The sequence below is a fragment of the Streptomyces sp. YIM 98790 genome (assembly GCF_011421595.1).
GTDB lineage: Bacteria > Actinomycetota > Actinomycetes > Streptomycetales > Streptomycetaceae > Streptomyces.
The window spans coordinates 1-11,915 of record NZ_WTLH01000177.1 but is presented as its reverse complement, the minus strand read 5'-3'; the positions used below and the strand labels follow the sequence as shown (position 1 = coordinate 11,915).

Genomic DNA, 11,915 nt, shown 5'->3' with positions numbered 1-11,915 from the left:
CGTGCCGCCGCCCGGGACCGCGCCGAACGCCGCCGCCAGCTCCGCCGCACCGCCCGGGAAGCCCCGGCGGGTGGCCCGGAACTTCCACCCTCCGCCGCCCCGCGACACCTCGCCGCAGACCAGTGCGGTGTCGCGCGGCGACACCACCGCCAGCGGCAGTTCGCCCACCTCGGTACCGGCCGCGTCCCGCAGCAGCAGCCGCAGCGGCCCGGCCGACGCCAGCAGCCCCGACTCGGCGTCCACCGCCAGCACCAGCCGGTGCACGTCCGGCGCCAGTCCGGCCAGCGCCAGCTGCGCGGCGTCGAACGGCGGGCCGCCGTCCGGCGGCGGCAGCCGCCGCACCTGCCCGCCGGGATGCTCCGTGCGCGGCCCGCCGACGAAATCCTCCGGACCGCGGACCCGTCCCGCCGGCCCCAGCAGCAGCACCGAGAGCCGGGGCCGGGCCCCGGCACCGGCGCCGCCGCCGCGCGGGGACCAGTGCACCTCCGCCCGCAGCACCGGGGTGCCGAGGGCCAGCACGGAGCCTTCACCAAGTACGCGCGTCATACCGAAATTCTGCCTGCCGTGCGGCCTGAAGCAGCATTGTCGTAACACATCGGACCGTACGATGTGCGCCGGGCCCGTATCGATCGGTTCCGGCCACCTCACCCACCGGCCCGCGTGGCCGACTTCCGCCACTGATCACCAGGAACACCGACCAAAAGGGGTGTCGCATGCGGCACTACGGGCAGCTCACGTCCGCCGAACGCGGAGCGCTGTTCCACCGCGAGCCTGCGGAGTTCGGGCTGGACTCCGATGTCCGTACCCTCGGAACGGCGCTCGGCGCCACCCTGTACTCCCCCGCGACCCGCACCCGGCTGGCCTCCGACATCCGGAAACAGGCCGCCGCCGGAGTGGTTTCCATGGTGCTGTGCCTGGAGGACTCCATCAGCGACGCCGACGTCCCCGGCGGTGAGGACAACCTGGTGCGCCAGCTCGGCGAACTGCACCGCGACGTCCCCGCCGGCACGCTGCCGCTGCTGTTCGTCCGGGTCCGCACTCCCGAGCAGATCACCGACCTCACCACCCGGCTCGGACCCGCCACCGCCCTGCTGGCCGGATACGTCCTGCCCAAGTTCACCGCCGGGTCCGGCCCCGCCTTCCTGGAGGCCCTGACCGCCGCCGAAGTGCTGTGCGGCCGGCGGCTGCTGGCCATGCCGGTGCTGGAGTCCCCGGTGCTGCTGCACCTGGAGACCCGTGCCCAGGCCCTGGCCGACACCGCCCGCCTGGTGGAGAAGTACCGCGACCGGATACCGGCCCTGCGGATCGGCGTCACCGACTTCTGCGCCGCCTACGGCCTGCGCCGCACCCCCGACATGACCGCCTACGACGTCAAGCTGGTCGCGTCCGTCATCGCCGACGTGGTGAACGTCTTCGGCCGCGCGGACGGCACCGGCGTCACCGTCACCGGACCGGTCTGGGAGTACTTCCGCCCGCAGGAACGCATCTTCAAACCGCAGCTGCGCACCAGCCCGTTCAGCTATCGCGGCATGGAACGCCTGCGCCACCAGCTGATCCAGCGCGACCTGGACGGGCTGGTGCAGGAGATCGCCCTCGACCGCGCCAACGGCCTGCTGGGCAAGACCTGCATCCACCCCTCCCACACGCCGGTGGTGCACGCCCTCTCCGTGGTCAGCCACGAGGAGTACAGCGACGCCCGGGACATCCTGGGCACCGGCCCGGACGGCGGCGGCGTGCTGCGCTCCGCGTACACCAACAAGATGAACGAGGTGAAGCCGCACCGGGCCTGGGCGCAGCGCACCCTGCTGCGCGCCGAGGTCTTCGGCGTGGCCCGGGAAGGCGTCGACTTCGTCGACTTCCTCACCGCCCAGAGCGTGAGAACCGCATGAGCCGCATGAGCCGCATGGACCCGAGAAGGACGGACGAGTTGACGTCGACGGCCGAGGGAGGAGACCCGGGAATGACGGTCTGGGCGGGGGAGTGGGCCGCGCGGCGGCTGGGCCTCGAACTGCACGGCGAGCGGCTGCACGAACTGCTCGGCCTGGCCATCCGGGACAACAGCAGGCGGGCCCAGCTCCTGGTCTCCCTGGTGCTGGGCAAGCACGTCCCGCAGAGCCCGGCCGTGGTGCACGGCACCGGCCGGGAGCTCGGCGCCCGGGTGCGCCGCCTGCTGGGCGACGCCGAGGCGGACACGGCCGTGGTGCTCGGCTACGCCGAGACCGCCACCGGCCTGGGCCACAGCGTGGCCGACGGCATCGGCGGCGTGCCCTGCCTGCACTCCACCCGGCGCCCGGTGCCGGGCCTGGAGCCGGTCGGCGGCTTCGAGGAGGAGCACAGCCATCACACCTCCCACCTGCTGCTGCCCGAGGACCCGCACCTGCTGGACCGGGACGGCCCGCTGGTGCTGGTGGACGACGAACTGTCGACCGGCCGTACGCTGCGCAACACCATCGCAGCGCTGCACCGTCTCCGTCCGCGGGAACGCTATGTGATCGTGGCCCTCACCGATGTGCGGGAACCGGCCGATGCCGCCGCGCTGGACAAGGACGCCGCCGGCCTGGGCGCCCGGGTGGACGTGGTCTGCCTGGCCCGCGGCCGGGTCACCCTGCCCGATGACGTGCTGGACCGTGCCCGCCGGGTGCTGGCCGAGCACACCCCGCAGCACACCCCCCAGCACACCCCGCAGCCCCCGGCCGCCGTCACCCCCGGCACGCTCTGCGGCGAGATCCGCTCCGTCGGGCTGGGCTGGCCGGACGGGCTGCCGGACGGCGGCCGGCACGGCTTCACCCCGGCCCACGCCGCCCGCCTGGAGGCCGCCCTGCCCGGCATGGCGGAGCGGCTGGCCGCGGCCCTGCCGGGCGGGGCGCGCCGGGTGCTGGTGCTGGGCTGCGAGGAGCTGATGTACGCGCCGCTGCGCATCGCCGCCGCCCTGGAGGAACGGGCCGCCGCGGCGGCCGGCGTGCCGCACGTCCCGCCGCCCCGCTCCGGCACGGGCACGGGCGCGGAGCAGCGCGCCGCGGAGCCGCCGGCGGGCGAGGGGTGCCGGGTGTACTTCTCCTCCACCACCCGCTCGCCCGTGCTGCCGGTCGACCACCCCGGCTACGCCATCCGCAGCGCCCTCACCTTCCCCGCGCACGACGACCCCGGGGACGGCCCCGGCCCGCGCTACGCCTACAACATCGCCGGACGCCGCTGGGACGCCATCGTCGCCGTCACCGACTCGGCCGGCGACACCCCCGCACTGCACGCCCCCGGTGGCCTGCTGGACCGGCTGGCCGCGCACACCCCCCGGGTGCTGCACGCCGTGATCCCCACCCACCGCCCGGTGACCGCCCGCCCGCTGCGCGGCCCGGAGTTCTCCTCCTACCCGGCGGAGGACGTGGGCTGGCTGCTCAAGGACCTGTCCGCCGTCACCAGCCTGGAGACCCCCACCGAGGAGAAGGAGGAGGCCATCCAGGGCGGCCGGCACTACGCGGAGATGCTGCCCGTCGAGTACCAGCCGAGCGCCGAGTACCAGCGGCTGTTCGAGCGTGCCCTGGCCGACTCGGCCGCCCGGGTGGCCCAGGCGGTGGCCACCGTCACCGACACCGTGCTGGCCGAGCGCTCCCCGCGCCCGGTGCTGGTCTCGCTGGCCCGGGCCGGCACCCCCGTCGGGGTGCTGATGCGCCGCTGGGCACACCACGCGCACGGCCTGGACCTGCCGCACTACGCCGTGTCCATCGTGCGGGGCCGCGGCATCGACACCACCGCGCTGCGCTGGCTGGCCGCCCGCCACGACCCCGCCGACGTGGTGTTCCTGGACGGCTGGACCGGCAAGGGCGCCATCACCCGGGAGCTCGCCGACGCGCTGCGCGGCTTCCCCGGCTTCGGCCCGGAGCTGGCGGTGCTGGCCGACCCGGGCGGCTGCGTGGCCACCTTCGGCACCCGGGACGACTTCCTCATCCCCTCCGCCTGCCTGAACTCCACCGTCTCCGGGCTCGTCTCGCGCACCGTGCTGCGCGACGACCTGATCGGCCCGGACGACTTCCACGGCGCCAAGTACTACCGCGACCTCGCTCCCGCGGACGTCTCCCTGCGCTTCGTCGAGGAGGTGTGCGCCCGCTTCCCGTCCGCCGTGCCCGGCGCCATGCCGGACACCCCGGACCGGGCGCCCACCTGGGCCGGCTGGCGGGCCGTGGAGCGGATCAGCGAGGAGTACGGCATCGGCAGCGTCAACCTGGTCAAGCCCGGGGTGGGGGAGACCACCCGGGTGCTGCTGCGCCGGGTCCCGTGGCGGATCGTGGTCCGCCGGGGCGCCGGCGCCGACCTGGACCACATCCGGCTGCTCGCCGAGCAGCGCGGCGTCCCCCTGGAGGAGGCCGACGACCTGCCCTACTCCTGCATCGGACTGATCCATCCGCACTACACCCGGGGCGCCACCGGCGCCGACGGAAAGGCCGTGACGTGACCCCGACCGAACCCGCCCCCGCTCCCGCTCCCGCCCCCGCTCCCGCCGCCGCTGCCGCCCCCGGCACGGACACCCCCGCCGCCGGCGCCCGGCCGGTGGTGATGGTGGCCAGTGACCTGGACCGCACCCTGGTCTATTCACCGGGCGCGCTGATGCTGGACATGCCGGACTCCGCTGCGCCCCGCCTGCTGTGCGTGGAGCTGCACGAGGGCCGCCCGCTGTCCTTCGTCACCGAGACCGCGGCCGGACTGCTCGCCGAGCTCGCCCGGGAGGCGCTCTTCGTCCCGGTCACCACCCGCACCCGCAAGCAGTACCGCCGCATCCGGCTGCCCGCGCCCGAGCCCGAGTACGCGATCTGCGCCAACGGCGGCCACCTGCTGGTGCGCGGCCGGACCGACCACGACTGGCACCGGCGGATCCAGCAGACCCTGGCCGAGTCCTGCGCGCCCCTGGCCGAGGTGCGGGAACGCATGTGGCGCACCGCCGACCCGGTCTGGGTGCGCAAGGAGCGGACCGCCGAGGACCTCTTCGTCTACCTGGTGGTCGAGCGGGACCGGTTCCCCGAGTCCTGGGCCAAGGAATTCGCCGGCTGGGCCGAGGAACGCGGCTGGACCGTCTCCGTGCAGGGCCGCAAGGTGTACGCGGTGCCGCGTCCGCTGACCAAGAGCGCCGCCGTGGCCGAGGTGGCCCGGCGCGCCGGGGCCGGGGAGATCCTGGCCGCGGGCGACTCCCACCTGGACGCGGACCTGCTGCTGGCCGCCGACCACGGCTGGCGCCCCGGCCACGGCGAGCTGGCGCTCAGCGGCTGGACCGCCCCGCGGGTCACCGGTCTGACGACGTCCGGTGTCCTCTGCGGCGAAGAAATCCTGCGCGCCTTCCTGCACCGGATCCGGCTGCGGCGCCCCGGCCCGAGGCCGGCTCCGGCTCCCGCTCCGCCGACGACGATGCCGACGCCGCCGACGACGCCGGGCGGGCGTTCATGAACTCCCGGTCCCGGGACTCGGCCAGCGCCCGCTGCCGCTGCTCCTCCTCGTAGCGGTCGGGGTGGCGGGCCTGCCAGTACGGATTGTCGTGCGGCAGATGCCCGCTGATCCGGCCGTACATGCCGAAGATCATCAGCAGCAGCCCGACCGCGAAGCTGAACAGCACGTTCTGCATCCGGAAGTTCAGGAAGTTCGCGTCGCGCTCCAGCACCGCCAGGTGGAAGAAGCCGCTCAGCACGAACAGCACGCCCAGGACGAGGTTGAGATTCGAGGCGAAGTTGCCGCCGCGCACCATGCCGAGCAGCAGCACCAGCCCGACGAAGATCGACAGCACGCTCAGCGCGCCGTTGGTGTTCAGGCCGAGCACGGTCGCGTCCTCGGTCGCGAAGATCCCGATCCGGTCCACCAGCCCCAGCACACCGAAGACGGTCAGCACCACGCCGATCAGCCCGGCGCCGATGCGGTAGACCAGGCTCAGCCGGTGGTCGACGGGGAGATGCTCGTCCAGGCGGGCCTGCCGGGCCAGACCGCGCAGACCGCCCCGAGGCAGCCGGCGCTCGTTGCCGCCCTCCAGGAACACGGACATACCGGGCCTCCTCCTGCCGTGCCGGGATGGCTACGACCGCCCGGGTTCCCCACCCGCACCTCGCATAACGCCGCGGCCGGGAGGGACCGGCCGGCCGGTTCAGCCCGCGCAGCAGCCGCCCCCGCAGCAGCCCCCGCCACCGCCCCCGCCGCCGGAGGACGCGGCCGGCGCCGGGGCACCGCCGCCCCCGCCCCGCGCCACGGCGACCGTGGACAGCAGCTTCACCGTGTCCTGGTGCCCCTGCGGGCACACCGCCGGATCCCCCGACGCGGCCATCGGCCGGCTCACCTCGAACTGCGCATCGCACTGGCGGCAGCGGAACTCATAACGCGGCATGCCGGAAGCCTAACCCGGGCCCGGCCCCGGCCCGGCAGCGCCCGCGGCGGCGGGCCTAGCGGGGGGTCGCCCGGATGTCCTCGACGACCCGGGCGGCGATGTCCCGCACGGCCTGGGTCTCGCACAGGAAGCGCCAGTAGTCCGGATTCCGCCCGCCGCGCTCCAGGGCGGCGATCGCGGCGTCGAGCCGCTCCACCGCGCCGTCGAGCGGCTGGGCGTGCCGGGGGTCGGGCACGCTGCGCCCGGTCATGGCCAGCCGCTGCGCGTCCCGCACCGCGAAGCGGGTGCGCTCGATCTCGTTCTGCGGGTCGAAGGACACCTCGTTCAGCCTGCGCAGCCGCTCCCCGGCCATGTCCACCAGCTCGTCGGTGCGGGCCAGCAGCTCCTGCACGGTGGCGATCCGGGCCTGGGCGTCCGGCCAGCGCTGCGTGTCCCGGGCCCGCTGGGCCTCGCGCAGCGTGTCCTGCGCCCGCCGCACCGACTCGGCGGCCTGTTCCGGCACCCGCTGGAGATCCTGCCAGCAGGCCGCGCTGAACCGGCGGCGCAGTTCGCTCAGCACCGGTTCCACCTGGCCGGCCCGGGTGGAAATGGCCTCCGCGCGGGTGCGCAGCGAGGTCAGCCGACGGTCGATCTCACCCGCCCGGCGCGGCAGTTCGGCCGCCTCCGCGCGGATCGCCCCGGCCTGCCGGTGCAGCTGCTCCGCGCGGTGCAGCGTGTCCCGGACACCGTGCCGGGCGGCGCCCTCGTTCAGCATCCGCAGCTCGGGACCGAGCGCGGCCAGCGAGGCCGCCAGCTCGTCCGCGGCCAGGCCGGCGTCGCGCGCCGCGTCCAGTGCCTGGGTGGCGGCCAGCAGGGACTTTCTGGCCTGCTCCACCGCCGGGGTCAGCCGGGCCAGTTGCTGCTCGGCCCGCTGGAGCAGCGGGGCCAGCCCGGACGCGAAGCGCTCCAGGTCGCCGCGGGCGCGCTCCATCTCCTCCCGGACCTGGCTCAGCTCCTGCTGGGCCCGGCCGGCGGTGGCCGCGTCGAGCTGCGGGCTGTCCAGGTCGTGCGCGTCGACGGTGGTGATGTAGCGGTGCGAGACCTGGTCGATGCGCTCGCCCAGCGCGGAGAACTCGGCCACGGCGCGGGCGCCCTGCGGGGAGTCGTCGGCGGCGGTGAGGGTCTCGATGGAGATCCGCACCTCGCGCTGGGCGGTGTCGAGCTGGTAGAAGGCCTCGGCCGCGGCATGCTTGGCGCCCTGGGCCAGGGAGCGCAGATCCTCCACCCGGCCGCGGCCCCAGCGCCGGGTGCCGCCGCCGGTGAAGGCCCCGGGCAGGACGAGCGCGACGGCCGCCAGCAGCGGCAGGGGCGGCAGCACTGCCGTGGCCAGTCGCCGGGCCGGGCCGCCCCGGTGGCCGTGCTCCGGGGCGGTGGTGCTGCGCGCCGCCCGCGCGCTCTGCGCCGTCTGCGTCACGTACTCCCTCTTCCCGCCGCCGTGCCTGAGAAGCCCCGGACTCGGGGACGGGAACCGGGATCACCGGGACGCCCGTGCCCTGGAGCCGGTCTCCCATTGTTCCACCCGTTCCCGGGACCGGGCACGGAGCCGTCGGGAACCGGGACGGAGGGAACCGGGAAGGCGGGGACGGCTCAGGGGCGAGGACGCACGGTGATGCCGCCGTTGGTGCTCTCCGCGGTGATCACATGCTCCTCGCCGCCGCGCTCCACGGACACCTGCTCGTCGCCGTTCCTCGCGTGCGCCCGTACGTCGTAGCGGGCCTCGCCGGGCACCTCGATGACCGTGTCGCCGTTCACCGAATCCGTCTCCACCACCGCCGGGGCGCCGGACAGCGACAGTGCGATACCGCCGTTGCGGCTGCTGGCCCGCACCGTGGCGGAGTCCACCCCCTCGGCGGTGATGGTGCCGTTGTCGGACTCCAGGGTCAGCGGCCCGGAGCAGCCGGTCACCGTCAGCGCGCCGTTGCTGGTGGACAGCTCCAGGCCGTCGGTGAAGCCGGCCGCCTCCAGCGAGCCGTTGCTGCTGGTGGCACGCACGGCGATGCCCTCCGGCACGGTCACCACGTGCCGGGCGTCGCAGGTGGTGATGATGCCCTTGCAGACGGCCTTGAGCTCCAGCCGCCCGTCGCCGGTCATGGACCAGGAGATGCCGGTGCGGCCCTGCACCTTCTCGGCACGGAACCAGCGGGCCACCGCCACCTCGCCGTCCAGGGCCGGATCGGTGAGCAGCTCCACCCGGCTGTTGTGCGCCTCGATCACCAGCGGCTCGTCCGTGTCCAGGTGCTCCAGGGAGAAGGCGCGCCGCTCGTCCTCGATGGCATGGGTCTCCTTGGCGCAGGCGCTCACCAGGCCCGCCAGCAGCAGCACCACGCCGGCCGCCAGCAGCACCCGGGGCGCCGTGCGGCTGCTGCGGTACCGGGGCCGGGCCCGGTACCGGCCCCGGTACCGGCCCCGGTACCGGTACCGGTACCGGTCTCGTGGCGCCCCGCCGCCCCACACACCGTCAGCCGTCCCGCCGGGCACGGTTTCCGTGGTGGCCGCGGCCGGGACCTTGCGCACGCTCGTCGTCATGCCCGGAACGCTAGGACCGCCCCGGCGCCCGGACCATCCGGGCGGCCACCGGACCCCTGGTGGGGATTTCCCCACCTTCCGCCCTGTACGCTGGTGCAGTCGATGTCCGGGGCGCATAGCTCAGTGGTAGAGCGCTTCCCTTACAAGGAAGATGTCGGCGGTTCGAACCCGTCTGCGCCCACTTCCGCGTTCCGCGTCCCGTGCCGCCGGCCGGCCGGTGTGCGGGGGCGGCTTCAGGCGGGCGTGGCGGGGTTGCTGCGGGGGCGGCGGAGGAGACGGGCGGCGACCAGGCCCGCACCGATCAGGGCCACCAGGGACAGCCCGGTGGCGATCCAGCTCGCACCGAGCAACTGGCCGCCCAGATAGCCCAGGCCCACGCTGTAGGCCGACCAGACCACGGCCGCCACCGCGGACCAGGGCAGGAACTCCACGGCCCGGCGGTGCGAGACTCCCGCGCCCAGGCTCACCACGGCCCGCCCGGCCGGTGCGAAGCGGGCCAGCACCACCAGCGGGCCGCCGCCGCGCACCAGGGCCCAGCCCAGGCGCTGCTGGGCGGCGGTGAGCCGCCGGGAGCGGCCGATCAGCCGGGCGTAGCGGCGGCTGCCCCGGCGGGCCAGCCGGTAGGCGGCCAGATCGCCCAGGACGGAGGCGGTGGCCGCGCACAGGGCAAGCAGGAACAGCTCGGGAAGATGCGCGCCGGCGCCCGGGGCGGGCAGGCCCGCGACATCGGCGGCGGTGCCGGCCGCGACGGTGGCGGCGGCGACCACGACGGCCCCGCTGGGCAGCACGGGCAGGAAGACGTCCAGCAGGATGGACAGCACGATCACCACGTAGATCCACGGGGCGTACAGCAGTATCCCCAGTGACTCCAGCACGCGCTCCCCCGTTCCCCGTGGCCACCCGGTCGGGGCGGCCGTCGTCAGGCAGCCTTGTCTATCGCGGCCACCTCGGCGGGGCGACCCGATTTCGGTGAAGACGCGCGCGCCGTGGCGTCTCCGTTCCGCCGTACAGCGTACGCCGTGTCACTGACACGGTGGACGCCGGGCCATCCCCTGCCGAACGGCCGGTGAACGTGGGCAGGCTGACCCGGTGACCAGGACCGGGCACGCGAGCACGAGGACGGCAAGGAGGCGCGCGGTGCGGAGCAGCAGGCTGCGGAGGCGGACGGCGGCGAGGGTGGCATGGGTGGTGGCGGCCCTGCTGGGCGGGACGGCGGCAGCCGCACCGGGACCGGTGGCCGGCGCGGAGGCCGGCGCCGGCGCGGGCGGTGACGGCTACTGGCAGCACGCCTGGGGCACGTTCCAGCAGGCCGGCGGGGGCGGTGGCGGGGGCGGCGGTGCGGAGCCGCCGCGGGCCGTGACGTACGACACAGGGCTGGTGCCGGTGGGCGCGGTCATCCATGTCGCGCACAGCGTGGCGGACGGCGGCACCACGGTGGGCCTGTCGGTGCGCGGGCTGCGGCCCGGCCACACCTACGGCACCCATGTGCACACCGAGCCGTGCGGGCCCGACCCGGCGGATTCCGGTCCGCACTACCAGCACGTCACCGGCGACGATCCCCGGCTGGCCAACCCCCGCAACGAGGTGTGGCTGGACTTCACTCCGAAGGAGGACGGCACGGGCTGGGCGCGGGCGCGCCAGGAGTGGACCTTCCGCCCGGACGGGGCCCGTTCGGTGGTCCTGCACGCCCGCGCCACCTCCACCGGTGAGGACGGCCGGCCGCCCGGGGACGCGGGCGAGCGGGTCGCCTGCTTCACCGTGCCGTTCGCCGCCCGCGGTCACTGACACCGCCGGCGGGCGGGCTCCTCCGCGTCCGCGGGCATGCCGCTGGGGCGGGGTGTCGCCGCTGACGGCCACGGCGGTGGGCTCTCTGTGCCGCGGCTCTTCGTGCCGGTGACGATGCTGGTCCCGGTGCGCTGGTGACGGTGCTGGTCCCGGTGGTGCAGCCGGTCGCCCGAGGGCGCTGCGCCGGGGCCCGGACGGCCCGGAGCGGGCGGCCGGGGCCCGGGGGGCGCCGCCGCCCCGCGCCGCTCTGCCGTAGAGTGGACGGTGCAGAAGGGGAGTAGCTCTTCGCCGGACCGTCGACATACTGGCGCCGCCCCCGGGCGGTGCCCGGCGCCCGGAGCGGACGGCCCGCCGCGCGTCACGACGCGCGTGGGCCGCGCGTCCGCCAGCGAGACCTTCGGCCGCAGTGTCCCGACGCCGCGTATGCGACGTCCTGGCCGCTGCCGGGCCGAAGCGTGCGCTCCCGCGGATTCCTCGGCCCGGTGGCCCGAGCAGTGAGGAATCCCGCGCGTGTTCTCGTTCTCCGTCGCCGCCGTCACGTTCGGCGTGATCTTCCTGGCGGAACTTCCCGACAAGACGGCCCTGGCCGGGCTGCTGCTGGGCACCCGCTACCGGGCCCGGTACGTGTTCGCCGGGGTGGCAGCGGCCTTCGTCGTGCATGTGGCACTGGCGGTGGCGGCCGGCAGCCTGCTGAGCCTGCTGCCGCACCGGCCGGTGCAGGCCCTGGTCGGGGTGCTGTTCCTGACCGGCGCGGTGCTGCTGCTGCGCCACCGGGGGGACGAGGGCGCGCAGGTGCGGGCGCCGCGCGACACCTCGTTCTGGAAGGTGTCGGGCGCCGGGTTCATGCTCATCCTCGCCGCCGAACTGGGCGATATCACGCAGATCATGACGGCCAATCTGGCGGCCCGCTACGACAGCCCGCTGTCGGTGGGGGCCGGCGCGCTGCTCGCGCTGTGGTCGGTCGCGGCGATCGGCATCCTGGGCGGGCGCGCGCTGATGCGCCGGGTCCCGCTGAAGCTGATCACCCGTATCGCCGCCGGGGTGATGACCGTGCTCGCCGCGCTCAGCTTCTGGGAGGCGCTGGCCGGCTGAGGCCGCCCGCGGACGCCCGTGCGGGCCGGACCCCGCTCGGTGTTGTCGTGTGTTCGCGCCTCCGCGCCGCGGCGTCGGCGGCCCTCCGCGCAGCTGCGCAGCCGCGCGGCCACGCGGCCGG

At 75.3% G+C, this 11,915-nt stretch carries 10 protein-coding genes, 1 tRNA gene and 1 pseudogene; 6 read left to right on the top strand and 6 right to left on the bottom strand.

Annotated features, from left to right (window positions below):
* The coding region (locus GQS09_RS22855) for a TerD family protein (protein ID WP_165989224.1) at positions 1-546 on the bottom strand (546 nt) is incomplete at its 3' end.
* Positions 547-713: 167 nt separating this feature from the next.
* Between GQS09_RS22855 and GQS09_RS22850 the strand changes: the two genes are divergently transcribed.
* The 3 genes from GQS09_RS22850 to GQS09_RS22835 all read left to right on the top strand — a co-directional run bounded on the left by GQS09_RS22850 (position 714) and on the right by GQS09_RS22835 (position 5,430).
* On the top strand, positions 714-1,889 hold the full coding sequence (locus tag GQS09_RS22850) for an HpcH/HpaI aldolase/citrate lyase family protein (protein ID WP_165989221.1): 1,176 nt from the start codon (positions 714-716) through the stop codon (positions 1,887-1,889).
* 71 nt (positions 1,890-1,960) lie between these two features.
* Positions 1,961-4,447 (top strand): phosphoribosyltransferase, encoded by a 2,487-nt coding sequence (locus tag GQS09_RS22845; protein ID WP_165989219.1) that lies wholly within the window; start codon positions 1,961-1,963, stop codon positions 4,445-4,447.
* Positions 4,448-4,548: 101 nt separating this feature from the next.
* Positions 4,549-5,430, top strand: a complete 882-nt coding sequence (locus tag GQS09_RS22835; RefSeq protein WP_243761690.1) for an HAD family hydrolase — start codon at positions 4,549-4,551, stop codon at positions 5,428-5,430.
* A 178-nt stretch (positions 5,431-5,608) separates the two neighbouring features.
* Here the strand turns inward: GQS09_RS22835 and GQS09_RS29855 are convergent.
* The 4 genes and pseudogenes from GQS09_RS29855 to GQS09_RS22815 all read right to left on the bottom strand — a co-directional run.
* Positions 5,609-6,016, bottom strand: a pseudogene (locus tag GQS09_RS29855) (DUF4383 domain-containing protein); the annotation flags it as partial.
* Positions 6,017-6,115: 99 nt separating this feature from the next.
* Positions 6,116-6,352 (bottom strand): zinc ribbon domain-containing protein, encoded by a 237-nt coding sequence (locus tag GQS09_RS22825; protein ID WP_165989215.1) that lies wholly within the window; start codon positions 6,350-6,352, stop codon positions 6,116-6,118.
* A gap of 55 nt (positions 6,353-6,407) precedes the next feature.
* The gene (locus tag GQS09_RS22820) at positions 6,408-7,721 is read right to left on the bottom strand and encodes a hypothetical protein (RefSeq protein ID WP_165989226.1); all 1,314 of its coding nucleotides are present in this window, start codon (positions 7,719-7,721) and stop codon (positions 6,408-6,410) included.
* 257 nt (positions 7,722-7,978) lie between these two features.
* Positions 7,979-8,917: a DUF4097 family beta strand repeat-containing protein gene (locus GQS09_RS22815; protein ID WP_165989213.1), complete on the bottom strand. Its 939-nt coding sequence runs from the start codon at positions 8,915-8,917 to the stop codon at positions 7,979-7,981.
* 109 nt (positions 8,918-9,026) lie between these two features.
* On the opposite strand from GQS09_RS22815, the gene GQS09_RS22810 reads away from it, so the two are divergent.
* Positions 9,027-9,098: transfer RNA gene (locus tag GQS09_RS22810), tRNA-Val, on the top strand.
* Between the two features lie 52 nt (positions 9,099-9,150).
* On the opposite strand, the gene GQS09_RS22805 is transcribed toward GQS09_RS22810, so the two are convergent.
* Entirely contained in the window at positions 9,151-9,792 is a 642-nt protein-coding gene (locus GQS09_RS22805) for a VTT domain-containing protein (protein ID WP_165989212.1), read from the bottom strand.
* Positions 9,793-10,054: 262 nt separating this feature from the next.
* On the opposite strand from GQS09_RS22805, the gene GQS09_RS22800 reads away from it, so the two are divergent.
* Positions 10,055-10,702, top strand: coding sequence for a superoxide dismutase family protein (locus GQS09_RS22800; protein ID WP_313896288.1), 648 nt, complete (start codon positions 10,055-10,057; stop codon positions 10,700-10,702).
* A gap of 510 nt (positions 10,703-11,212) precedes the next feature.
* Positions 11,213-11,794, top strand: a complete 582-nt coding sequence (locus GQS09_RS22795) for a TMEM165/GDT1 family protein (RefSeq protein WP_165989208.1) — start codon at positions 11,213-11,215, stop codon at positions 11,792-11,794.
* The last annotated feature ends 121 nt before the right edge of the window (positions 11,795-11,915 follow it).

What these genes read in the sequence shown, in the direction of transcription:
- GQS09_RS22850 (WP_165989221.1), top strand. Translation starts at nt 714, where the DNA reads ATGCGGCACTACGGGCAGCTCACGTCCGCCGAACGCGGAGCGCTGTTC.
- GQS09_RS22845 (WP_165989219.1), top strand. Translation starts at nt 1,961, where the DNA reads ATGACGGTCTGGGCGGGGGAGTGGGCCGCGCGGCGGCTGGGCCTCGAA.
- GQS09_RS22835 (WP_243761690.1), top strand. Translation starts at nt 4,549, where the DNA reads ATGGTGGCCAGTGACCTGGACCGCACCCTGGTCTATTCACCGGGCGCG.
- GQS09_RS22825 (WP_165989215.1), bottom strand. Translation starts at nt 6,352, where the DNA reads ATGCCGCGTTATGAGTTCCGCTGCCGCCAGTGCGATGCGCAGTTCGAG.
- GQS09_RS22815 (WP_165989213.1), bottom strand. Translation starts at nt 8,917, where the DNA reads ATGACGACGAGCGTGCGCAAGGTCCCGGCCGCGGCCACCACGGAAACC.